Source organism: Leptospira semungkisensis (genome assembly GCF_004770055.1).
GTDB lineage: Bacteria > Spirochaetota > Leptospiria > Leptospirales > Leptospiraceae > Leptospira_B > Leptospira_B semungkisensis.
Map to the genome: position 1 here is coordinate 193,493 of NZ_RQEP01000005.1, position 21,939 is coordinate 215,431.

Below are 21,939 nucleotides of genomic sequence, written 5' to 3' on the forward strand. Positions count from 1 at the left end.
CTAGCCTCCGATTCCTTTCCAAGCCGAAAGAACGTAAGCGAAGGAATACGCCAAAATGGCCAGGGAGGTTGCTGCAGATATGGCTGCTATACCCAATCCGATGGGGGAACCCCAGGAATACCAAGGAAAGTCCTGTAAATCGTAGTTGCTATTTTCTTGCATATTTGTTCTCCTAAGATTAATTAACTCGATGATTAATTATCTTGATAATCGAGATATTCGACGGTTAAAATAATTGCAAGACAAAAAAATTCCAAAAACTAAGGCAGAACTCTTAGAATCGATCTTAAACGAGTCCCGAAACCTGGGAACGGTATCTATATTATTTCACCAAACCGTTGCAGATCGTCTGGGACTGCATATAACCGATCATAAATGCGTGGATCTACTCTTTACGAACGGACCCCAAACCGCAGGAGAGATCGCTAAGACAATGGGTTTGAGCACCGGAGCGGTGACTTCCCTCATTGATCGCTTGGAAAAAAAGGGTCTCGTAGAACGCAAAAACGATCCGAATGATAGAAGAAAGGTCAGGATCTTTCTGACCCAGGATATGAATCTTCTGGAAAAAGTCGGTGTCTTGTTCGAAGGCCTCGGAAGATCCGTGTGGGAACAATTGTCCGAATACACGGCAGACGAACTCAAGATCATACTGGACTATGTCCGAAAATCCGTAAACGTCATGGTGCAGGAAAGAAACAAACTCTTAGTGCACGAAGAATCTAAGATAAAAGAGAACGCGAGGTAGAGTTAGAGATGTTATCCCCTTTCTTCGGAGAATTTTTAGGTACTTTTACATTGATCCTGTTGGGTGACGGTGTAGTCGCTGGAGTATTATTAGAAAAATCTAAAGCAAAAGATTCAGGCTGGATGGTGATCACTTCTGCCTGGGCATTTGCGGTAATCATGGGCATCTTCGTCTCAAAGGCATTCGGTAGCCCGGACGCTCATCTAAATCCTGCAATCACTTTAGCATTTGCGGTACAATCTGGAGATTATTCTAAAATTCTAACATACGTTCCCGCTCAATTGTTGGGAGCTTTTTTTGGTGCCTCGGCAGTCTATCTGCATTATCTTCCTCATTGGAAGGAAACAAAGGATCGGGGCAAGATACTCGCAGTTTTTTCAACAGACCCTGCGATAGAACATAAAAGCTCGAATTTTATCAGCGAGTTCTTAGGTACCTTCGTATTAGTACTCGGAGTTTATTCCATCTTCTCTCCTCAAATAACGGATCTTACCACTCCAATGGGGATTCTCTCTGTAGGGATCTTAGTCTGGTCGATCGGACTTTCTATGGGAGGGACCACTGGATATGCAATCAATCCGGCAAGAGATTTGGGTCCTAGACTTGCACATTCTATTTTACCGATCCCTAATAAAGGTCCCTCTGGATGGCAATACGCCTGGCTTCCTATCGTGGCTCCCCTTGCAGGAGGAGCCTTAGGGGGATTTTTACTCAAAGTATTTTTCGAACCGTAATACTAAAAAGTCTAAGATCGAATATAGTCACAAAGCACATGAAACATTTCTTTTTTAAAGCATCTAGCCTACTTCTCTCTTTTCTTTTTCTAAGTTGTGGAGGAGATCAGATCCGCAACCAACCGATAGACGGCGTCTTGGATTCCCAAGGACATAGAGGCGCCAGAGGCTTAAAACCGGAAAACACTTGGCCTGCATTCGAAGAGGCTTTGCAACACGGTGTGACTACTATCGAGTTAGATACGGTATTAACCAAGGATCATAAAATTATAATACACCATGATTCGAATACCAATCCTGCAATCTGCACAAAGAAGGACGGTTCGGAAATTTCTTCGACGTCTTTGTATGACCTTACCTTAGCCGAGCTCAAGGACTTAGATTGCGGATCCAAGAAGAATATTAATTTTCCAGAGCAGATCCCTGTTCCTGGCACTGAGCTTTTGACTCTTAGCGAATTCTTCGATAAGATTAAGACTTGGGAAAGAACCGGAAAACGTCCGAAGCTTCCTAAGTTCAATATAGAGACCAAATTTCCGAATGATGCTGATTCTACGATTTCTTCAGAGATTGTGGAGGCTCATATAAACCTTCTCTTAAAAGCGATCGAAGCAGCCGGAATGGTCGACAGAAGTACTGTGCAGTCTTTTTATCTTCCTGCATTGAGTGTGGCTAAGAAAAAGAATCCTAGGATCAAGACCGCTGCCTTATTTTCTCTCACCTATCCCCAAGGTGCCGCAATGAAACTAGGTTTTGGAGATTCTCGTAGGCTAGAGGTATTAGATAAGACTAAGGAATTGAAGGCGGATATCATTTCTCCGTATTTCTTATATGTGACTCATGATTTCGTAGCCAAGGCTCATTCATTAGGAATTCGTGTTATACCTTGGACTGTAAACGATGCGGAAGAAATGAGAAGATTGATCCGCGCGGGAGTGGACGGGATCATCAGTGATTATCCGAATCGATTGAACTCCGTTTTAAAAGAGACTTCGACTCCCTGATTTAGTCCAAATTCCCTATTTCAAGTTTGAATTCCCTGTGTTTTTACGAAGGAATTTCTTCGTTCATTTTTACAAAGAAGATACGCAGTTGTCTGACAATTCTAAAAAATATTCGACAACGCGATTTGCTTTTCTATGCTACCGGCTGTGGGGCGGCTTCTTACATATCTCATCATTCTACTAACGTGGGCTTGCGTTAGTTCTATTTCCGCTTCTCCTATTGAAAATGGAGTGGTTTCCGTTTCCGAAAAGTCACTGGAGGAAAATCAGGAAGCGTTTCCGTTAGATGGAGACTGGCAATTCGCGTATGGCGAATTTGTTGAACCGAAGGATACCTCTAAATTCAATCGTTGGGAAATATTGCCCATCCCTCAATCGTGGCAGGGCAGACAGAGCCGAGATAAGATCCTTCCAAGAGAAGGGGCTGCTACATTGCGCTTGGTTCTTAAATTTCCCAAGGAAGATATCGGCAAAGATGTAGAGCTTTTTCTTCCGGATTTCGCATCCGCATACAAACTCTATTATAACGGTAAATTAATATACTCCTCGGGAACTCCAAGTTTCAAATCGGAGACTGAAATTCCAAAGATCAAATCCGCCTATATCCCTTTACGAATTGAAAGAGAAGAAGCGGAGTTAGTATTACACGGTTCGAATTGGATCAATAATTTTGGAGGCTTCTGGCAAGTTCCCAAGATAGGAACCTTATCCGTAATGAATCGGGAAAAACTGATCACTCAGATCAGAGAGGCCTTTCTATTCGGCGGACTTTTGATGATCGGACTCTATCATATAGGATTATTCCTATTCAGAAGAAGAGAAAAGTCCGCACTGTATTTTGCACTATTCGCATTTCTTTTAGCCCTCAGAAATGTCTTAGTAGGAAGCCGATTAGTATTAGAACTATTTCCGAATTTTCCTTGGGAATCACTCTTTCGTTTGGAATTCTTTTCCTTTTACACTTCCGTTCCGGTATTCCTATTATTCCACCGATCTCTTTTTCCGAAAGAAACTCATAGAGCAGTGGTTTATGGTGCCTGGGTTTTGGCGATCGGATATGATATTACACTTTTATTAAACGTTTCCTTCTTCACCACGATACTTGCTCCCTTTCAGATCGTAGCAGGGATCATGGTAATCTATGTTTTAGTCACTGCATGTATGGGAGTCTGGAGAAAGAGAGAAGATTCCTTCTTGTTCTTAGCCGGTTTCTTCTCTCTAGGTTCCACAGTCGTTACGGACCTTCTCTTGGATCGTTTGAATATACGAGGAATGAATACCTCTCCTTATGGCCTTCTCATATTTACGATGTTCCAATCCTTGATTCTATCTAGAAGGATTGCCAGAGCGTTTCGCAAATCTGAAGTCTTGAGTGAAAATTTAAAGATCACAAATAGCGCTCTCAACATACTGAAAGACAATCTAGAAGTCTTAGTGAGAGAAAAGACTTCCGAACTAAATCATTCTTTAGAAAGGATCAGAAAGGATCTCTTAGTGGCTCAAAGGATCCAAATGAAACTCTTTCCGGAGAATGCAGAGTCTTACAAAGAATTAAAATATGCAGTAAAGTATCTTCCCAGAGACGAAGTGGGTGGCGACTTCTACGATATATTCGAAATATCACCTGGAGTTTATAGGATCTTCTTAGCGGATGCGACCGGCCACGGAGTACAAGCCGCTTTAGTCACCATGGCTATCAAAGCGGAGTATGAGGGGATCAAATTCGGAGCCAAGGACCCAGGTTTTTGCTTGGACCTTTTAGATGACAAGTTTCAAAGAAAATTCTCCTCTTTAGGTACGATCTTTTCTTCCATCATCGTGGATATTTATGCGAGAGAGAACCGATTGATCTATGCGTCGGCAGGACATCCAGATCAGGTACTTTTCACTTCTTCCGAAGTTCTTACATTGAGAAGGACCGGAGCAATTGTAGGATTAAAAAACAATAAAACATACGAGAACGTAGAGAAAGTATTTTCGAGTGGAGATAGGATGTTCTTATTCTCGGATGGAGTATTCGAACAATTTAATTCTAAGAGAGAGGCTTGGGGCGAAACAAGATTAAGAACTCGCCTCTCCGAATTGGCCGAGGAGCCGATTGAGGAAATCCCCGACTTGGTGATCAGGGACATTGAAACCTGGCTCGGAAATGCTCAGCCTCAGGACGATATCAGCTTGATAGCCGTCGAAAGAGTTTAACTTTCTTCTTCGTCTTCTTCTAACCCTAAGTAAAACAAGGCCCACAAAGTATCGAATAAGATTTGCATCAACAATGCGAATCTCTCCTCTCTATCTTCTACTGCTTGGTAGTCTTCTAAAAGAAATGTGGCAAAAGGCTCTAAGATCTTTCTCTCTTCCATATCAGGGATCGCGTTCAAGGTCTTAAGGCTGAACTTCTCTTCTGCTGGAACATTATGGAAATTTAATCGAGTATTCAGGACGATTACGGCGATTTCTAATAGCTCGTTGTCGGACATCGTCTTAACGCCTGCATCGTTCAATCCGGAGAGAAGCCCGGAAATCGCTTCGTCTGTGATCTCCTCGCTTTTGTCTTCGTCCTCATCGCTATAGGCTTCGGAAATAGCAATCAGCACCGCAGTCGCATGATCCAAGAAAGAAGAGAGCACCTGATCCAAACGCTCTTCGTCTTCTTCCGTTAATTCTCTTTTAAACCCGGAATCCAAGTCATCATAAAAAGGCTCAGGATCATCCGACTCGCAAGAAGCGGAGACAAAAGTACGGACCGCTAACCAGAAAGGGGATTTTTCATGTCCTATGCGAAGGATCTCATTCGCATACCGAGAAACCGCGGCTCTCCATTCCGAGGGAGAATAAGTAGGAATTTCCATATTCCGAAGATATGGATTTTTCTCCGCCTCGTCGACTCTATAAATATTCCCAAGCGGATTTTTAAGGAAGAAAAGTAGAAGTTTCTCTCCTTCTTCCATTCTAGCTAGTGTAAGATCGGATTCTAGTTGCTTCGTCTAAGGCTTTCTCCGAATATCTTCCCGCATGAATATAAGAACGGATTATGATTTTCCAAGATTCGATCCTAGATCCAAATCGGGGCATTACGAAAGCTGGTTCGTACGAGGAAATCATCCAACCCAGGCTCAGGCACTCTGGATACGATACACAATATTCTCTCCGAAAGGTTCTCCGCAAGACTCAATAGGTGAACTCTGGGCCATCTATTTCGATGGAGAAGAAGGAAAACATTATGTTTCCAAATCCGAATTTCCCATCCAAGACTGTAAGTTTCAATCTGAACCGTTCCATATCCAGATAGGTAGCTCTGTTTATACTAAATCTAGGATCCAGGGAAGTTGCGGCACAAAGCCCGGATCTGTTCCCATGGAATGGGATCTGGAATTTTCAGGCGGGGACAAACCTCTTTTCCTCTTTCCGGAAAATCTATACGAAACGAAATTCCCTAAGGCAAAAGTGCTCGTGGGAAACCCTTCCGCAAAACTTAAAGGATTTATAAAATTCGGAAATCATAAAGTAGATATTAAAGATTGGCTTGGTAGCCAGAATCATAACTGGGGATCCAAACATACGGACCAATATGCTTGGGGCCAAGTGGCTGGATTCGATGGAGACAAGGATTCCTTTTTAGAATTAGCCAGCGCAAAACTGAAAATCGGCCCCTTTTGGACCCCCGAAATCACTCCCATTGTATTTCGCCTTCAAGGAGAAGAATTTTTACTAAACAGTCTCTTCTCCTCTTTTCAAAGAGCCGAGTACAAATATTTCGATTGGAAATTTCAGGCATCTTCTCCTGAGATAAGCATCCAAGGAAGGATCCACGCAGATAAAAAAGACTTTGCCTGTTTACGTTATGCGAATCCTCCCGGAGGTTGGAAATACTGTTTGAACAGTAAGATCGCGAGAGCTGAACTTCTGGTACAAAGAAAGGGAGAGACTTCCCCGCTCCGGTTGGTTGCGTCCAGAAATGCCGCTTTCGAGATCTTAACCGAAGACTCTTCCCACGGTTTAAAGATCGAAGTATGATAAATAAAGTCTTGGTCCCGACCTTTTTCGAATTGACCAAGTTCCCACCCTAAAGAATTTTGAGAGTCAGCCTCATTTTCGTTTAAATAGCCTTTATTAAAATTCACGAAAGGCTGCATAAACGATATGGAATCAGGGATTTCTAAGCATTTCTCTGATTTTGGGCCGAGATGAATGGTTCCAGTGTTAGAAACATTCTTGACTATATTTGAGAATAATTCTCACTTGCAGAATCAAGCCGATGCCTGTCCCAGGCACCGGAGGGAGTCATCCCCACAGTTCATCTCTGGCCCCGGTCCGACGAAATCGTTGGGACCGGGGATTTTTCAGTGGATAAGGAGTTTTACATGCGGAACTTACATCGAAAAGTTTTCAGCCTTCTTTTTAGCCTTTTATTCGGGTTCTCTTTCTACCAATGTTCCGGGTCCGGCGGATCCGATATGTCAGGCCTTGCCCTAATGGGTTTGGCAGATAGTCCCCCTTCTGCAACGACCACGGAAGCGTTAACACGTTATGCGGATTTAGCATACGAATCTTATAACCAAGCAGTTACTGATGCAACTAGCTTGCAAACTGCGATTGCTACCTTTAACGGATCACCCAATGATACAAATTTAACTGCGGTTAAAAATGCTTGGGTAGTTGCTCGTTCCAGCTACTTGGTAACTGAAGCTTTCCGTTTTAGCAAAGGACCGATTGATTTAGATCCAGGTTATTGCGGTGGATCCGCTCCCTATTCAGGAACTGACGAATGCGAAGGCGCTCTGAACTCTTGGCCTTTGGATGAAGATGTAATCGATAATTATATCGGAGCTACCGCAATCGGTTCCATTACATTCGCAAATATTTATTCTAAGAACGGGGACTCTACTCTCGCTGCCGGTTCCGAAGGAGATCCGGATAAAGTCGTAATGACCGGATATCATTCGATCGAGTATCTGCTTTGGGGAAAAGACGATAGCGGCACCGGACCTGGAGGAGCAATTAACAATGTTCCAGGCCAGAGGACTGCTTCCTATTTCCAAGACGCTACCAATGGAACAAAGAGATTAAAATTCCTCTCAGAAGTCACAGTAGGTTTGATAGGCCACTTAACCCAAGTCAGAGACCAATGGGTAAGCACGGATGCTTCTAACTTTAGAGCGGTGACTTTTCTTTCTTCAGGAAATGAAAGCACTTCTCTATCGAATGTTTTCAAGGGAATGGGAGAGTTTGTCGCTTCCGAATGGGGAGGAGATCGTTTAGCAGGTATCGCAAGCCAATCCCAAGAAGACGAACACTCTTGCTTCAGTGATACTACTAAAGCGGATTTCTACTACGACGCACAAGGATTCGTGAATATTTGGAGTGGAAATTACTCCGTTAAGAAAAACGTAAACATCAGCACAGGTCCTGGGCTCTCCGATCTACTTAGCGCTAAGAACAGAGTAAACGTTCTCTCGGATGCAAGCAAGGCTCGAGATACTTTCTGTATCAATTTAGACGACGAAACCACAGATCCGAATTATACGACTCATTGTCCAAGCGGTTCGATAACTCATCGCTATGATCAGATCATTATCAATCCTTCTGATTCTCAGCATACTGCTCTGGAGAATCTGCAAACTCTGATCTCGGATCGTTTAGCAAGAGACTTCGCTTCTGCCGCAACTAAATTGGGAGTCGATCTGACACCGTAATAAATTCAAAAAATATAATATAAGAAATAAAAATGAACTGTGATACCAACAAAGGTTTCGGAAGAAATTCCAAAACATTACAAAACAAAAAAGGGAATCGTCTTGTCCAGGCGATTCCCTTACTCGTATTCGGACTTCTTCTTTCTGATTGCCAACAATCTAAAGGAAATCAGGAAATTGCCGCTCTCATCGGGGTCTTGAATAATAATCTTTCGGCTAATGTTGCAGATCCGGGTGAAGTTTATTCGGGCGGTTTTACTACCAATTTCATCACGAATGTAAGTGCATTTGACGTGCGTGCAGCCAACCTACGTTACGGTGGAGCAAGCGAGTTCAATAGTGGCAATGCATTCTTCAATCGAAACTGGGCCGCAGAAGGAAGTAGTGCTGCCTTCGGATTAGGACCAACCTTCAATACCAACTCTTGCCAAAACTGTCATTTACATGACGGAAGAGGAGCTCCTCCTAGTTCCGGAACTGCTAATAATACTCCTGGAATTCTATTTCGCTTATCAAAAGACGGAACCAATCCTACAACGGGAGGACCTGTCGGTCTTACAAATTACGGACTTCAGCTGAATCATAAGGGAATCGGTTGCAATCCGATTGTATATACTGGCGCAAACTTCGATTGTGATACCGGATCGGGAAGCGTGGCTGGAGCAAACTTCACTCCACCAGAAGGCACAGTCTCAATTTCCTATTCTACTATAGCGGCTCCGAATTATCCGAGTGGAAGTCATACATATCCGGAAGGAACCGATATAACCTTAAGCCAACCTTCTTATACATTTACTTGGAACAGTTTATTCGGAGATCCGACCATCACTGGAGAAGGATTTCATTTCTCTCCAAGGACTGCTCAGATCATTCCTGGTTTAGGTCTTTTAGAAGCAATCCCAGATTCGATCATCCAAGGTTGGGCCGACCCGAGCGATCTAGACGGAGATGGTATTTCGGGAAAGATCAACCAAGTCTGGGATGTTACGGCTAACGCTAAAAAGATCGGCCGTTTCGGATGGAAGGCAAATGAGCCTACTCTATTCCAACAAACCCAGGGTGCATTTCAAGGGGATATTGGAATTACCAGTCCTCTCTTTCCTGTGGACAATTGTCCTTCTGCGCAGACCGCTTGCTTAGCAGCCTCGAGTGGAAGTCCGGATCCTGAGATAACTGCAAGTCTTGCGACTGCAGTCATCTTCTATAATAAATTAGTAGGAGTTCCGGCAAGAAGGAATGTAAGTGATCCGGATGTAGTAGCGGGTAAGGCGTTATTCTCCAGCGTAGGCTGTGATAGCTGCCATAAAACTCTCGTTCAAACAGGATATGTTTCCGGATTCCCGGAGCTTTCCTATCAATATATTAAACCTTATACAGATCTTCTATTGCACGATATGGGTCCCGGCCTTGCGGACGGTCGCCAAGACTTCGATGCAACCGGACAAGAATGGAGAACAGCTCCTCTCTGGGGAATCGGTCTGATCCAAACAGTCAATGGACATACCAAGCTTCTTCATGATGGAAGAGCAAATGGAATAGAAGAAGCAATCCTCTGGCATGGAGGAGAAGCACAAACAGCTCGACAGAATTTCCAAGTCTTAACCGCAACCCAAAGGCAACAGTTAATTCAATTTTTGGAATCCTTATAAGGGGGAAAATAGAATGAATGCAATTATTCAAAAAAGCAAGATCGATAGAATTTTATTAGGGATCACTCTCTTACTTATAGGAGTGAGTTGCGGAGGCGGCGGAGGCTCGAATATGTCTGGGCTCGCACTTCTATTTCAATCCGGTTCCGGATATACGGATTTTCTAAAATACTCGGGAGAGAATCTGATCATCCCTACTCTTCAAAGTTTGCAAGATGACAGTGCTGCATTGGCTACAGCTGCGAATACGTATGCTGGCTCTCCAGATGCAGGCACAAATCTCAATGCATTGCGAGCTGCTTGGATCCAAGCTCGCATTTCCTTAAAGAAAACGGAAACTTTCTATTTCGGTCCGGCTTCTCTCCCATCTAGCGCAAGCTACTATACTAAGCTAGATGGTTTCGAAAAGGGTTCGAGCACTCGTCCTCTTTGGACGAATGTCAACCAAGTCATTACAAACCCAGGATCCAATCCTTGTGCGACCGGAACGATAGACACCTCGGCTCTCTCCTTATGTGCATTTAAATACAAAGGCTTCGAGGCATTAGAGATGCTCATCTTCGACAATGATGGAGATCCTACAACCAGTACAAGTTTAAGCTTGATCAATACTGCAAATACCGGTTCTACGAGAAGAATGGCGTATCTGCAAGCGCTTGCAGGTCTGATCTCACAAGATGCGACAACGCTCTATACTACTTGGTCCCCTACTGGGAGTAACTTTGTAAAAAGTTATATCGCCGGAACAGGAACCTACTTCCGTAGTCCTGCTGAATCCTTTGATACGTATATGCAGTCTGTAGGAAACTTGGCCGTTCAAATGGAAGAGTTAAAACTAGGAACTCCCGCCTGCTTAAGTAATTCCTGTACCTCTTTGGCTTCTCCTAGTTCCAACGCATTCTCCACGGAAACGATCTATTCTCGAAATGCGTATGCAGATCTGTACTATAATCTTTCAGGAATAGAACTAGCATACCTTGGGAATCCGGCGGATGCAGAAATTCATTCGATCTCCACCCTGATCCAAGCCCAGAATCCAAGCTTGGATACAGATATCCAGAATGCGATCACCGCATTGAAAACATCCTTGAATACTAAGAAATCCTCCGGAGATCTTTTTGCGGAAATCGATGCGGATGGGGGAGCAGCAGGCGGAACGAGTGTGACGAATAACGTAAAACCGGTTTGGCAACTTGCAACAGCGTTAAAAACTCTGCTTACTGTGGATGTTTTCTCCGCTTTAGGAGTTCCAAACCTTCCTTCTGCGAACGACGGAGACTAAAAGAACATTTCAAAAGAATAATATACTTCGCCCTTCTTGCTATGAGGACGGGTGAAGTATAAAAGCTGTCCTAACCCCAGGACGGGTTGTGATTGAATAACATTCCGTTTTTCGCAAATTCTCAATCTCAGCAAAAAATCCTTGCTAAAGATAAAATTTCATTTTTTCCTAACCGGCTATGATCAGTTCCCTTTACTCTCTTATCTTTTTCACCGGTTGGACCATAATCCTCGTCTTAGTCGTAGCAGGTTTTAGAGTGGCTCAAGTCTTAGCGGGAAAAAAGAAATCCAACGAATTCCCAGCTTGGACCCAACATGGCAGTGATTTTTATTGGAGGATCCATCGTGCCCACGTAAACTGCATTGAGAGTCTTCCGGTATTTGCGGTCTTGGTGCTAATTGCATTAGATATCGGTTATCAAAGCCATCTTTTCGACGTTCTGTCCATGATCGTATGCGGAGGAAGAGTGTTGCAAACGACCGCTCATCTAAGCGGAGGAGGAGAATGGAACGTAAACGTAAGATTTACCGGATTTCTCATCCAATATGCCTGCTTCGCTTATATGCTTGTGATCCTTCTTCAGTCCGTGTATTAAAAAACCTCTTGACCAAAGCGTACATTTGAAGTAAATCTTCGAAGGAAATTCAATGGCATCCAAGTTCGATTATCTCCGTAAAAATCTGTACGCTATGGCGGAGCTTTGTCTGGAGCAGATCCTGATCTTAGATGACGCAATCGAACAAGAAAACTCCGATCTCGCAAAACAAGTCATCGAAAGAGATGATCTGATCGACAGTTTAGAAAAGCAAAATGACAACCTTTCTCAAAATGCAATCTTAGAAGCCGTTGCCAATAGAAACCTATTAGGAATGGATCAGATCGATGGAGAGGTGATCTTGAAACGAGATCCACTTCGCTTTGCCCTTTCTGCGATTCGAATCAATCGAAGCTTAGAGAGAATGGGCGATCAAATCGTGAACTGTGCGACTTGCTATCGACGGGGACTCTTACCCAAAGGCTTCTTTAGAGAAGAAGAGCTTTTGGACAAAATGTTATCTAGGGTCGTAACTCTCATCGGAATGGCAGTAGAATCTTTGGTAGAAGAGAAAAACCGCTTCTACGGTTCTGTTCATACGGTCGAAGAGGAGCTAAACAATCTATGCCATGCTGCCTTTCTCAAATTTGTATTGGATCCTCGGCTAGATAAGAATCAATTTGCCGACCTATATCGTATGATACTCGGGATCGAAAGAGCCGGAGACTATGCAGTAAACATTGCAGAAGAATTAGTTCGCTTAAACACCGGAATGGATATACGACATCTTTCAGATCCGGTTCAAGTAACCGAGAAGACTACTAAGATTACATAGTTCACTGCTGCACGCAGATCAAGGACTGTACATTATTGCAATATACGAGCCCTGAAGAAATACCACTTAGGGTCGGATTGCTCGGATTTCCAGCACTACCCTGATCCGTAGGTGCACCAGAACTCCAACCCAAACAATCGCTTCCTGTTGTCCAGTCTCCATTCAATCCTGTCCAGAAATTGCTCCCCGCAGAAGAGATCCCATTCCCTGAAGAATCTATAAAATAAGAACTCGCATCCGTATCGTATGCCTTCAAAGAACTACCAATGTCCCAGTATTGCATATTCGGCTTCAAAACCCAACTGATCTGAGGAGCAGACGCCCTTCTCCAAGTTCCTGAAACTGCAAGAGCCTTATACGTCCCGGAAGGTAAGCCAATATGACCGGAAACTTCTCCAGCACAAATCGCATCTGCAAACGTTATAGAAAAATTTCCTGCATACGTAGGATTTGTCGCGAAAAGAAATCTATCATTATCCTTCTGCTTCAGACTATAATGAATGCTCTGATCCTCTGGATCCAAGATATCCAGTACAAAGAAATTATCCACAGTATCCGTATCGTCTGCGGCTCCTAGGATCGTAATCGTTTGAGGAATATTAAAATTGGCGGCAGTAAAGATCAAGGTACTAGGAGAAACAGATCCTAAAGAAGGATTGCTTACGCTAAAACTATAACTTGCAGAACTACTAGGAGCTTTCGGTAAAGAAATGGAAAGAGTAAGAGAAGATTCTTCTGGAACTATGGATCCGCCTGAAATAAGTATCTCCTGATTGCAGCTCTCGATCAGACAACTAATGATCTCATTTTTAAAAAAATCGGCACTAGAGGGATCACCCGGATTTGTAGTTTTGATCGCACAAGCGGCAAGTGAAACGAATAAGATCAATGCAAGAAAAGAACGAAACAAAGGAATACCCTCACTCTCTATAATGAGCAGGTTCTGGAGAGGTCGGCCCCGATCCTTCCCCTTGCTCTAAATAACTTTCTAATTCTTCCTTTAACCCATGAGGAAGTTGCAACCCGGAACTCTCTATCCTTTCATTATATTTACTGAATGAAAATCTATGACGGGAAGTTCCTAAGTAAACGCTCAATGCTTCGGAACCCCATTCCAAAATGTCCCGAATGTATTCGTCATTTTCCTCCAGCTTCTCTGCGTATGGAATGAATAGAGGACGATTGACCGGGCGCCCGATCGTTCGATAAAATAAAAGCCGTCTAAGAACTTCGTGGTCTTTCCAATTTCCGGAATCCAAGGCTTTTTCTACCATTCTCAGGTTAATACAATCCAAGAATTCGACTTTTAGATTTTCATTCTTCAGTTTTCTACGAAGAGTAGCCTTGATCTCTTCGGATTCGTATAAAAAATTAGGACAGTATTCAGGACATTCCTGGTCCTTATGTAAATCACAATAATGTAATAGAATACAATCAATATCTGAAGAAGGTTCTACGATCCCGAAATTGATCGAACCTAGGATTTCCACCCCGGTTCTGAACCCTTTGTCCTCAAGTTCTTTCAAAGCGATACGACAGGCTTGCATTCTTCTTAACGCTTCCTTGGTATCGTAGTTGCGATATTTATTCTTGAGGGCGACGTATTTTTCTATTAGATAAGTCATGCAAAGGATTCTCGCAAATAGCGGTTCATACCGTGTAATACTACCTCAGGGATTTCATGTCCACCCGGAAATGCCAATAATTCCCCTACCCAACCCGCTTCTCTTAACACTGTTTCTAATCGTTTAGCGGCTGGGTAACCCAGAACAGGATCCATTCTACCATGACTTTGAAAAAATTTATAGCCTGGAGTTTCGGAGGCAAGTTTGGACCAATTCGTTTCATCCAGCAAGGTCCCAGACAGAATGACAAGTCCCTTCGGCTTTTCTTTAGCCCTAAGCGTTAGATCCATGGCAAGCATAGAGCCCTGAGAGAATCCACCCAGAATGATCCGGTCCATAGGCACATTCAATGCTTGGATCATCGCTTCCACTTTTTCTCTGGCTTCCTCAAGACCTGCCGGATAACGCTCAAAAAGCTCCCTAGAACCGCCGGCAACCATAGCCTTCTGCAAGGCTTCCATATCTATAGGGAACCAGGCCCTTCCATTATACCCTGGCATGATAGGAACTTCTAAGATACCTTCCGGAAAAATGAAATTCGTGCCTTCCGGAACATCCATATAAGAATACAAGGGAAGAAGATCGTAAGCGTTCGCTCCATATCCATGTAAGAAGATTACGAATGGACCCTCGGGATTTCCTGGAATGCAGGCAGCTTTTATAGGTCCGATTTGGATTAAAGGGATTTCATTGGGCATACATTCCTTTTAAAGAATGGGTTCTAAATTGGCAAATCCATAATTCGGCAAAAAATCGAGTCCATATCGAAGAAGGCCAAGCCTTGGAAAAAGGCTCCAAAGAATATTACGAATTCTTTTTATTTAAGATAGGAGAAGATTCGAAACAAGCAATATTTTATTGCATTGGCGACAAAGAGATCTGAAGTTTGGTAAGAAGTTTCTAAGCTGAAATGAAAACTTGTCTCCTTCATTATCGAATCCTTCTTTCATTTATACTTTCTATTCTCTTTCAAAACTGTGGGACGTATCTCTATTTAGAAGAACTGAACAACCAAAGCAAAACATACAATAGCTTAGTCATAGACATGTTCACGATTACAAATGCGAGTCTAATCCATTACTGGCCGTTAGACGGAGACGCTGAGGATAAAGTGGGAGGTCTGCATCTAATTGCAAGCGGAGGGCCAGTCCTTACAAGTGACCGTCATGGTCTTGCTGGAGGCGCATACTATTATCCTGGAGATGGTCAATCTTATCACGCATCGTCTGCAGTCGGAGATCAAATCCTCGCTGGCGATACCTCTTCCTTCACCGTCAGCGCCTGGGTAAGAGGAAGCTTCCTACAGGGCTCATCCGGAAGCACGGAAATATTTATAGCGCAAGCCGGTGGATATGGAATGCAATACTATTCGAATTCCAGTGCCGCCTGCACGAATGCAATCCGTGTCTTTACGAACAATGGCGGAACAGGCGACGCCGACCTAGCAACTTCTTGCACGTATGGCAAAGACGATGCCTGGTATAATGTGGTTTTTATTTGGGACATGCCTCATTTAACCGCTCAACTCTTTGTTAACGGAATATTAATGAAAACCGTAAATCCAAGTACGGTAAGTACAATTGGAAGCTTTCGGCCTTGGGCCGTCGGAGGAAGCTTTTACATTGGCTTTTCGGATCTTTCAGGAGCTCTATTTCAAGGAAGTGTGGATGAAGTCAGGATCTACAATCGGATCATCGCTCCGAATCCTTTCTTTGGCTGGTAAGAATACAAGAGAATGAGATTGTCCTCTTCTTATTTTAAAGAATAAGGTTTATTGCTTAGTAATTTTTCTCAGTAGATTCTATAAATATAAAAAGCAAGGCTTCCTCCTTCATTTACGAAGAACCTTGCTTTTTAAAGGCAAAATCTTAAAACTTAAATAACGATTCCATCAGCCTTCAGATCACATTTGCTATCCAAAACGACAGTGTTCAGTGCGCCTAAAAACAGGAAACCGACAGTGTTGATCTCTTTCACACAACCATCTACATCGTCTTTCTTGTAGTATTTGCCATCATCTACTTTAGCAAGTGATGCTGCAATGGTAGAATCCAATAGTGCTACTTGAGCAGCAACAGAAGAAGGAGCTCCAGAAAAACTCAGTATGGATGTATCCGTTTGCGTCACAGCGTCCTTGATCTGCTTTCTAGCAGCTGATCCTTTAACTCTGTTCGAAGAGATCCCGATCGGATCCAATACAGCACAATTTCCTAATGCGAGAGCGGTCAAGAATCCCAACATATATATGGTTTTTTTCATATTTCCTCATCAGACGTTTTTGCAACAAACCTCTGCGCAAAAACATATTTAGAATTTTTAATCTATATACTTGGCAACCGGAGAGGACGGACAGGTTCTTGACAAAAAGTTCCACATATTTTCCGAATTCATACATTCAGAAACTGTAAAATACAATTTCTATATTCTATTTGGGATACGGATCGCCTTGATTCTAAATACTTTTGAATCCAAATTTATCAAATCAAAAACCAAACCACATTATTATAATTTAATATATATCTATCACAACGAAAAAGATTCTATACAGAAAGACACTTTACCGTTCTTACAAAACCTGATCCCCTTGCTTACGAATAAAATGGGCCGCGCATAAAAGCAAAATTGCCGATACATACAGGTTTCTCAGGATGCAAATCTCAACATTCTTCCCCTAAGCTATATTGAGAACAATTGTTCAATATAGCCGAACACTGTTTTGTGCTCTGTTATATGGGGGAATTTTTCCTTGTCGGGAATGCCTACTGGATCCATCTTTTACCAGAACAATCGTTCTGCTTAAAGCGAACCGGATCCTAGACGATCGATTCGCAATATCTAAAGTTTTATATTTAAGGAAATCAGAGGAATCCAATGGCAAAACAATTTGAAGGCAAAGTCGCATTAGTAACTGGAGCCGCTTCCCCCAGAGGTTTAGGAAGAGCGATCGCAAATACGATCGCAAAAGACGGTGGAGACATCGTTGTAGTCGACTTGAACAAGGAACATATCGAGCAAGCAGCTGCAGAGATCGCTAAAGAATTCGGAGTAAAAACGCTAGGAGTTGCCGCTAACGTAACCAAGCCTGACGATTGCGATGCAGTCATCTCTTCTGTAAAAGATACTTTCGGTAAACTGGATTTCTTAGTGAATAACGCCGGAGTCTTAAAAGACAATCTTTTCATTAGAATGACCGAGCAAGAATTCGACTTCGTAATGGACGTGAACGCGAAAGGCGTCTTCTTAATGACCAAATATGCTTCCAAACTTCTTCTGAAGGCTCCATCCGGAAGGATCGTAAACATCTCTTCTCTTTCTGGATTGAGCGGACAGCCAGGTCAGGCGAACTACTCTTCTTCTAAAGCGGCTGTGATCGCATTAACCAAAGTGGCAGCAAGAGAATTCTCCGGTAGAGGAGTCCTCGTTAACGCAGTTTGCCCTGGCTATGTGCAAACAGACATGACTGCTTCTCTTCCGGAAGAAGTACAGAAAAAACTCACAGATCCTATGTTCATTCCTCTTAAGAGACCTGGAACTCAACAAGAGATCGCTAACGCAGTAGAATTCTTTTTATCCGACAAGGCTTCCTATATCACCGGCGTATTCCTCCGTGTGGATGGCGGCGCCGGTATAGGAATGTAAGAGGAAGTATCATGAGAGAAGTAGCAATCATAGGGGCCTATGAAACGGTCCACGGAAATCTAAAAGACAGAACTCTCAGAGACCTGGTTACCGAAGCAGGTAACGGAGCGATCAAGGATTCTGGAATCGATAGAAAAGAGATCCAAGCGGTGTATGTTGGAAATTATGCGGGGAATGAATTCAACGCTCAAAATACAATGGGATCTTATGCAGCCAACTTACTAGGATTAGGTGACAAACCTGCAATCCGCACCGAAGGAGCCTGCGCATCCGGAGGGATCGCAATGCGCCAAGGAGTCTTAGCAGTTGCTTCCGGTCTGTATGATACGGTTCTTGTTCTAGGTGTGGAAAAAATGAACGGCCTGGATCCTGAAACCACCATGGAGATCGTAGCAAGAGGCCAAGACCAGGATGTAGAAGGAGGCTATTGCATCTCCGGACCTTCCGGGTTTGCTTTGAATGCGATCCGTCACATGCATGAGTTCGGAACTACCAAAGAAATGCTCGCAACAGTCGCAGAGAAAAACTACTATCACGGAAGCCTGAATCCTTTCGCTCATAAGCAAAAGGAAATTTCCTTCAATAATATTATGAGAGCGAGAATGGTTACTACTCCATTCGGTTTTCATGATGTTTCTTTGGTGACCGACGCATCCGCTGCGGTTGTGATCACTACTAAAGAAAAAGCCAAGTCCCTCAGAAAAGATTACGTTGTCGTGAAAGGTTCCGGGATCGGAGGCGACTATTTCAACGTAGCTCTTAAAAAGGATTCCGTCAGCTTCCCTGCATCCGTACAAGCGGCGACCGAAGCATTTAAGATGGCAGGCGTAGAAAGAAAGGACATAGACGTTCTAGAGTGCCATGACTGCTTTACCATCACCGAGATCATCAATATCGAAGATCTAGGCTTCGTAGAAAAAGGAAAAGGCGGACAGTTTACTAAAGACGGTCACACTCGCCTTGGCGGAAAACTTCCTGTAAATACTTCAGGAGGCTTAAAAGCAAAAGGACATCCAGTAGGAGCTACCGGAGTCGGCCAAGTCGTAGAGATGACCTTTCAATTGAGAGGACAATCCGATAAGCGTCAGGTCGAAAACGCTCGCACTGCGCTGACCCATGTATTGGGCGGCCCAGGCGCTGTCAGCATCGTTCATATCTTACAGAGAGGAGAATAAGAATGCAAACTGCAGAATTAAACGCACTCACTGGAAAGAAATGCAAATCTTGCGGATTCGAAGCTACCGATCCTGTCGTTTCCTGCACTAGTTGCGGTTCGGAAGATGTGGAACCAAAGACTTTTTCCGGCAAGGGAAAGGTCTACACTTACACAGTGGTTCATGTAGGATTCGGCCATCTTGCTTCGAGAGCTCCTTACGTTTTAGCGGTTATCGAATTGGAAGAAGGTGCTAAGACCATGGGACTTATCGAAGGAGAATACCAAGGTAAACCTATCACTGAATCGGTTGCGATCGATATGCCTGTGCAATTCCTAAGAACGGAAGAAAAAACAGGATTCATATTCAAGTCCGCATAACGTTCCTTCTGCGGGGAAGTTCTTTCCCCGCATCTTCCCTTCTCCTATCCAAACGATACTAAGAATCATCTCTAACAAAAGATGGATCTATTCCAATTTCTTGACTTTTCTCATCCCTTGCTTGGACTGCCGGACAATACCGTGACAAAAAAATCCTTTGCATTCTCTTTCTGAAAAAGAAAAATTGGATCATTACAAAGGAGTTATTCATGAAAACTCGGGCAATCCTGATTTCCCTATCCGTTTCCATCCTCTCCCTCCTCTTCGTTTTGAACTGTGGAGATAAAGAAAAGCCGAAAGAAGAAGCAGCACCTGCAGCAGCCTCTTCCGCATTGAGTCCTGAACTAGAACAAGGAAAAGAAATCTTTGTGCAAAACTGCGCTTCCTGCCACGGTGAAAAAGGCGCCGGAGACGGTGTTGCAGCTGCGAGCCTAAATCCAAAACCTAGAAATTATAAAGCACCAGCAAACCAATGGAAAAATGGTCCTACCGAAGCAGGAGTTCTCAAGACCCTGAACAATGGTATTCCAGGAAATCCACAAGTGATGGTTGCATTCAAGTATTTGGGCGAAGAGAAATTAAAACTCGTAGCTAAGTACGTAGTATATTTGAACCAAAACTGATCTTTTATTTCCGAGAGTCCAATTTGGGCTCTCGGAAAAATCCATCCTTCAAAAACCCCAAATTCCCTCTTTTCTTCTGGAAGTTTTATGGGCTCACTTCAAGCTAGTAAACGTGATGAATAAATCCTCTTCATCCCTACCACATTGCGATTCTTGTGGGACCGACCGTAATTCCCCCTTAATGAGAGAAGTGAAAACGTATGGCAAATGGGCTTGGTTTTTGATTTCCTTTGGGATCTCGTCTAAACCTACTTCCGTTTCGTTTCAATGCTCCAAATGCGGCCAAACCTTTGATAGACTTTCTCCGGAGGAATTAGAGCACTACGTTTAATAAACGCATTTCTAGGACCTGATAGTCTCTTTTCCGGTCAGAAACGGGATTGACTGTCTTTAGTAAGGAATGTCTTTTGTGCTAAATAAGGCAGATGTCTGACGAATTCAAAATAATCGTGGATTTAGAACCCAACGTTCCTGTGATCCATATTTCGGGTGAAATCACTTCCGAGGCGGATGATGAGATCATTGGAAAATACCAATCGGTTCCTGAACAACGCAGAAGCCGAGTCATATTGAATTTCCATGGAACGTCTTACATTAATTCGGCGGGGCTTGCTACATTGATCAGTTTGATCACAAAAGCAAGTGAGTCTTCTTCCAAGATCGAATTTGCAGGGTTAAACGATCATTTCCGCAAGGTGATGGATATTGTGGGCCTAACGGATTTCGTTCTGATCCACAACACCCTGCAAGAAGCTCTTAGCTGATCATTCTTAGATCAGTCCCTTCTTCTTAAAATCTTCTATTACAATATCCAGATCTTCGGGTGTATCCACGCTTAACGCGGCCTTTGCGGCGATATACACTCCGATTGAATGACCAGCTTCCATCGCTCTTAATTGTTCTAAGGATTCGGACTCTTCTAAAGGGCTGGGAGGAAGTTCAGGATATCCAAATAGAAAATCCCTATCATATCCGTAGATCCCAAGATGTCTGTATGCAGGAACTGTCTTTTTAAATTGGCTAGGCAAGGGGGAACGAGAGAAGTACAATGCTCTTCCGTTCTTGTCCATTACCACCTTGACCCGATTCGGATCCGTGATCTCTTTCTCTTCTAAAAGAACCGCAGCGGTGCTCATTGCCCAGTCCTTTCGATCTAACTTGAGTTTGGCGACTCCATCGATGAGCTCGGATTCTATTCCTGGCTCGTCTCCCTGTACATTGATAATGGTTCCGAAGTCAGGATACTGAAGTGCAACTTCTCGGATGCGATCGGTTCCGGACGGGTGATCGGGAGAAGTCATGGCTACTTTTCCGCCGTTGTCTAAAACTGCTTTTCGTATCCTTTCGTCGTCGGTTGCGACAACTACTTCTGTCAATAAGGAAGACTTTAGAGAATTCTTATATGTCCAAGCGATCATAGGAAGGTTCCCGATCATCGCAAGCGGTTTGCCTGGAAATCGAGAACTTCCGAATCTTGCGGGAATAACCCCGAGTACTTTGGGTCCCGTCATCAATTCACAATGAATTCTGTGAAGTAGACTTCTTGGATCTTTCCGTCTGTGAGAATATGATTGATCTGAGCCTTGATCTCTTCTCTTAGATCCAATTGATCTTCTACATCGATTAGATCGTCCTTGGTCTTTCTTCCTATGATCAGGTTCACCAAGTCTCTCATCTGAGCGATACGTTCCGCAAGTTCTGCAGTGATCTTAGCATCGTCTCTCGCGACCCCGAAGGACAACTTCATCTTTACGAAGTGAGTCTCTCCTTTGTCTGCGGTATTGATCCTAAATTCATCCTGAAACTGGAAAGTCATCAATGGCGGAGGAGGTTTTACCAAGGCAACGTTCTTCATTTCTCTGAACGTGCTAGTCGCAGCCTGTTTCGCAACGAACATGGAAACAAGTACGACTATGATAATTCCAAATACGGCACCGGCTATATATATCAGCCATTTGATAAGGGGAGACGAGCCGGCGCCGGCATCCGCCGCGGGTAAACCGCCTTCTTCCTCGTCTATTTCGGGATCACCCATGGG

Annotated in this window: 24 protein-coding genes; 16 read left to right on the top strand and 8 right to left on the bottom strand. The window is 43.5% G+C overall.

The window, feature by feature from the left end:
* The gene (locus EHO59_RS18135; RefSeq protein WP_167882042.1) at positions 1 to 162 is read right to left on the bottom strand and encodes a hypothetical protein; all 162 of its coding nucleotides are present in this window, start codon (positions 160 to 162) and stop codon (positions 1 to 3) included.
* A gap of 73 nt (positions 163 to 235) precedes the next feature.
* Here EHO59_RS18135 and EHO59_RS01025 point away from each other — a divergent pair, with 73 nt between their 5' ends.
* The 4 genes from EHO59_RS01025 to EHO59_RS01040 all read left to right on the top strand — a co-directional run bounded on the left by EHO59_RS01025 (position 236) and on the right by EHO59_RS01040 (position 4,685).
* A complete protein-coding gene (locus EHO59_RS01025) occupies positions 236 to 748 on the top strand; it encodes a MarR family winged helix-turn-helix transcriptional regulator (protein WP_135583898.1) in 513 nt (170 codons plus the stop codon).
* A gap of 8 nt (positions 749 to 756) precedes the next feature.
* The gene (locus tag EHO59_RS01030) at positions 757 to 1,482 is read left to right on the top strand and encodes an MIP/aquaporin family protein (RefSeq protein ID WP_135583901.1); all 726 of its coding nucleotides are present in this window, start codon (positions 757 to 759) and stop codon (positions 1,480 to 1,482) included.
* 38 nt (positions 1,483 to 1,520) lie between these two features.
* Entirely contained in the window at positions 1,521 to 2,486 is a 966-nt protein-coding gene (locus tag EHO59_RS01035; RefSeq protein ID WP_135583903.1) for a glycerophosphodiester phosphodiesterase, read from the top strand.
* 135 nt (positions 2,487 to 2,621) lie between these two features.
* Entirely contained in the window at positions 2,622 to 4,685 is a 2,064-nt protein-coding gene (locus EHO59_RS01040) for a PP2C family protein-serine/threonine phosphatase (protein ID WP_135583905.1), read from the top strand.
* Here EHO59_RS01040 and EHO59_RS01045 read toward each other — a convergent pair.
* Positions 4,682 to 5,335 (bottom strand): hypothetical protein, encoded by a 654-nt coding sequence (locus tag EHO59_RS01045; protein ID WP_135583907.1) that lies wholly within the window; start codon positions 5,333 to 5,335, stop codon positions 4,682 to 4,684. The genes EHO59_RS01040 and EHO59_RS01045 overlap by 4 nt on opposite strands.
* 163 nt (positions 5,336 to 5,498) lie before the next feature.
* Between EHO59_RS01045 and EHO59_RS01050 the strand changes: the two genes are divergently transcribed.
* The 6 genes from EHO59_RS01050 to EHO59_RS01075 all read left to right on the top strand — a co-directional run bounded on the left by EHO59_RS01050 (position 5,499) and on the right by EHO59_RS01075 (position 12,480).
* The gene (locus EHO59_RS01050; RefSeq protein WP_135583909.1) at positions 5,499 to 6,500 is read left to right on the top strand and encodes a hypothetical protein; all 1,002 of its coding nucleotides are present in this window, start codon (positions 5,499 to 5,501) and stop codon (positions 6,498 to 6,500) included.
* 347 nt (positions 6,501 to 6,847) lie between these two features.
* Positions 6,848 to 8,179, top strand: a complete 1,332-nt coding sequence (locus EHO59_RS01055; protein ID WP_135583911.1) for an imelysin family protein — start codon at positions 6,848 to 6,850, stop codon at positions 8,177 to 8,179.
* A gap of 32 nt (positions 8,180 to 8,211) precedes the next feature.
* A complete protein-coding gene (locus tag EHO59_RS01060; protein ID WP_135583913.1) occupies positions 8,212 to 9,828 on the top strand; it encodes a di-heme oxidoreductase family protein in 1,617 nt (538 codons plus the stop codon).
* A gap of 13 nt (positions 9,829 to 9,841) precedes the next feature.
* Entirely contained in the window at positions 9,842 to 11,110 is a 1,269-nt protein-coding gene (locus tag EHO59_RS01065) for an imelysin family protein (RefSeq protein WP_246052575.1), read from the top strand.
* 178 nt (positions 11,111 to 11,288) lie between these two features.
* Positions 11,289 to 11,705 (top strand): MAPEG family protein, encoded by a 417-nt coding sequence (locus tag EHO59_RS01070; RefSeq protein ID WP_135583915.1) that lies wholly within the window; start codon positions 11,289 to 11,291, stop codon positions 11,703 to 11,705.
* Between the two features lie 52 nt (positions 11,706 to 11,757).
* Positions 11,758 to 12,480, top strand: coding sequence for a phosphate signaling complex PhoU family protein (locus tag EHO59_RS01075; protein ID WP_135583917.1), 723 nt, complete (start codon positions 11,758 to 11,760; stop codon positions 12,478 to 12,480).
* A gap of 1 nt (position 12,481) precedes the next feature.
* Here the strand turns inward: EHO59_RS01075 and EHO59_RS01080 are convergent, their stop codons facing one another.
* Genes EHO59_RS01080 through EHO59_RS01090 form a run of 3 tightly spaced genes read right to left on the bottom strand, consistent with a single transcriptional unit; the run spans position 12,482 to position 14,803 of the window.
* Positions 12,482 to 13,390: a DUF1554 domain-containing protein gene (locus EHO59_RS01080; protein ID WP_246052577.1), complete on the bottom strand. Its 909-nt coding sequence runs from the start codon at positions 13,388 to 13,390 to the stop codon at positions 12,482 to 12,484.
* A 10-nt stretch (positions 13,391 to 13,400) separates the two neighbouring features.
* Entirely contained in the window at positions 13,401 to 14,105 is a 705-nt protein-coding gene (locus EHO59_RS01085) for a hypothetical protein (protein ID WP_135583920.1), read from the bottom strand.
* Complete coding sequence (locus EHO59_RS01090) at positions 14,102 to 14,803, bottom strand: alpha/beta hydrolase (RefSeq protein ID WP_135583922.1); 702 nt, start codon at positions 14,801 to 14,803, stop codon at positions 14,102 to 14,104. The genes EHO59_RS01085 and EHO59_RS01090 overlap by 4 nt, the downstream gene beginning before the upstream one ends.
* A 212-nt stretch (positions 14,804 to 15,015) precedes the next feature.
* Between EHO59_RS01090 and EHO59_RS01095 the strand changes: the two genes are divergently transcribed.
* A complete protein-coding gene (locus EHO59_RS01095) occupies positions 15,016 to 15,828 on the top strand; it encodes a LamG domain-containing protein (protein ID WP_135583925.1) in 813 nt (270 codons plus the stop codon).
* A 152-nt stretch (positions 15,829 to 15,980) separates the two neighbouring features.
* Here EHO59_RS01095 and EHO59_RS01100 read toward each other — a convergent pair whose 3' ends face one another.
* Positions 15,981 to 16,364: a TIGR04452 family lipoprotein gene (locus EHO59_RS01100; RefSeq protein WP_135583927.1), complete on the bottom strand. Its 384-nt coding sequence runs from the start codon at positions 16,362 to 16,364 to the stop codon at positions 15,981 to 15,983.
* Between the two features lie 612 nt (positions 16,365 to 16,976).
* Between EHO59_RS01100 and EHO59_RS01105 the strand changes: the two genes are divergently transcribed.
* The 5 genes from EHO59_RS01105 to EHO59_RS01130 all read left to right on the top strand — a co-directional run bounded on the left by EHO59_RS01105 (position 16,977) and on the right by EHO59_RS01130 (position 20,665).
* Positions 16,977 to 17,744: a glucose 1-dehydrogenase gene (locus EHO59_RS01105; RefSeq protein ID WP_135583929.1), complete on the top strand. Its 768-nt coding sequence runs from the start codon at positions 16,977 to 16,979 to the stop codon at positions 17,742 to 17,744.
* Positions 17,745 to 17,755: 11 nt separating this feature from the next.
* On the top strand, positions 17,756 to 18,919 hold the full coding sequence (locus EHO59_RS01110; RefSeq protein WP_135583931.1) for a thiolase domain-containing protein: 1,164 nt from the start codon (positions 17,756 to 17,758) through the stop codon (positions 18,917 to 18,919).
* Positions 18,920 to 18,921: 2 nt separating this feature from the next.
* Positions 18,922 to 19,278 (top strand): Zn-ribbon domain-containing OB-fold protein, encoded by a 357-nt coding sequence (locus EHO59_RS01115; protein ID WP_135583933.1) that lies wholly within the window; start codon positions 18,922 to 18,924, stop codon positions 19,276 to 19,278.
* 209 nt (positions 19,279 to 19,487) lie between these two features.
* Positions 19,488 to 19,901 (top strand): c-type cytochrome, encoded by a 414-nt coding sequence (locus EHO59_RS01120; RefSeq protein WP_135583935.1) that lies wholly within the window; start codon positions 19,488 to 19,490, stop codon positions 19,899 to 19,901.
* 425 nt (positions 19,902 to 20,326) lie between these two features.
* Entirely contained in the window at positions 20,327 to 20,665 is a 339-nt protein-coding gene (locus EHO59_RS01130) for an STAS domain-containing protein (protein ID WP_135583939.1), read from the top strand.
* Positions 20,666 to 20,671: 6 nt separating this feature from the next.
* Here EHO59_RS01130 and kdsB read toward each other — a convergent pair whose 3' ends face one another.
* Together kdsB and EHO59_RS01140 are read right to left on the bottom strand one after the other, a co-directional pair.
* Entirely contained in the window at positions 20,672 to 21,412 is a 741-nt protein-coding gene (gene kdsB, locus EHO59_RS01135; protein ID WP_135583941.1) for a 3-deoxy-manno-octulosonate cytidylyltransferase, read from the bottom strand.
* Positions 21,412 to 21,936, bottom strand: coding sequence for a flagellar basal body-associated FliL family protein (locus EHO59_RS01140; RefSeq protein WP_135583943.1), 525 nt, complete (start codon positions 21,934 to 21,936; stop codon positions 21,412 to 21,414). Before EHO59_RS01140 ends, kdsB begins: the two co-directional genes overlap by 1 nt.
* Positions 21,937 to 21,939: the final 3 nt, after the last annotated feature.

Bases quoted from the DNA above. Each gene is read 5' to 3' on its own strand.
- EHO59_RS01030 (WP_135583901.1), top strand. From the start codon at position 757: ATGTTATCCCCTTTCTTCGGAGAATTTTTAGGTACTTTTACATTGATC.
- EHO59_RS01065 (WP_246052575.1), top strand. From the start codon at position 9,842: ATGAATGCAATTATTCAAAAAAGCAAGATCGATAGAATTTTATTAGGG.
- EHO59_RS01075 (WP_135583917.1), top strand. From the start codon at position 11,758: ATGGCATCCAAGTTCGATTATCTCCGTAAAAATCTGTACGCTATGGCG.
- EHO59_RS01050 (WP_135583909.1), top strand. From the start codon at position 5,499: ATGAATATAAGAACGGATTATGATTTTCCAAGATTCGATCCTAGATCC.
- EHO59_RS01105 (WP_135583929.1), top strand. From the start codon at position 16,977: ATGGCAAAACAATTTGAAGGCAAAGTCGCATTAGTAACTGGAGCCGCT.
- EHO59_RS01055 (WP_135583911.1), top strand. From the start codon at position 6,848: ATGCGGAACTTACATCGAAAAGTTTTCAGCCTTCTTTTTAGCCTTTTA.
- EHO59_RS01085 (WP_135583920.1), bottom strand. From the start codon at position 14,105: ATGACTTATCTAATAGAAAAATACGTCGCCCTCAAGAATAAATATCGC.
- EHO59_RS01095 (WP_135583925.1), top strand. From the start codon at position 15,016: ATGAAAACTTGTCTCCTTCATTATCGAATCCTTCTTTCATTTATACTT.
- EHO59_RS01115 (WP_135583933.1), top strand. From the start codon at position 18,922: ATGCAAACTGCAGAATTAAACGCACTCACTGGAAAGAAATGCAAATCT.
- EHO59_RS01035 (WP_135583903.1), top strand. From the start codon at position 1,521: ATGAAACATTTCTTTTTTAAAGCATCTAGCCTACTTCTCTCTTTTCTT.
- EHO59_RS01140 (WP_135583943.1), bottom strand. From the start codon at position 21,936: ATGGGTGATCCCGAAATAGACGAGGAAGAAGGCGGTTTACCCGCGGCG.
- kdsB (WP_135583941.1), bottom strand. From the start codon at position 21,412: ATGACGGGACCCAAAGTACTCGGGGTTATTCCCGCAAGATTCGGAAGT.
- EHO59_RS01120 (WP_135583935.1), top strand. From the start codon at position 19,488: ATGAAAACTCGGGCAATCCTGATTTCCCTATCCGTTTCCATCCTCTCC.
- EHO59_RS01070 (WP_135583915.1), top strand. From the start codon at position 11,289: ATGATCAGTTCCCTTTACTCTCTTATCTTTTTCACCGGTTGGACCATA.
- EHO59_RS01090 (WP_135583922.1), bottom strand. From the start codon at position 14,803: ATGCCCAATGAAATCCCTTTAATCCAAATCGGACCTATAAAAGCTGCC.
- EHO59_RS01060 (WP_135583913.1), top strand. From the start codon at position 8,212: ATGAACTGTGATACCAACAAAGGTTTCGGAAGAAATTCCAAAACATTA.
- EHO59_RS18135 (WP_167882042.1), bottom strand. From the start codon at position 162: ATGCAAGAAAATAGCAACTACGATTTACAGGACTTTCCTTGGTATTCC.
- EHO59_RS01040 (WP_135583905.1), top strand. From the start codon at position 2,622: ATGCTACCGGCTGTGGGGCGGCTTCTTACATATCTCATCATTCTACTA.
- EHO59_RS01110 (WP_135583931.1), top strand. From the start codon at position 17,756: ATGAGAGAAGTAGCAATCATAGGGGCCTATGAAACGGTCCACGGAAAT.
- EHO59_RS01045 (WP_135583907.1), bottom strand. From the start codon at position 5,335: ATGGAAATTCCTACTTATTCTCCCTCGGAATGGAGAGCCGCGGTTTCT.
- EHO59_RS01100 (WP_135583927.1), bottom strand. From the start codon at position 16,364: ATGAAAAAAACCATATATATGTTGGGATTCTTGACCGCTCTCGCATTA.
- EHO59_RS01130 (WP_135583939.1), top strand. From the start codon at position 20,327: ATGTCTGACGAATTCAAAATAATCGTGGATTTAGAACCCAACGTTCCT.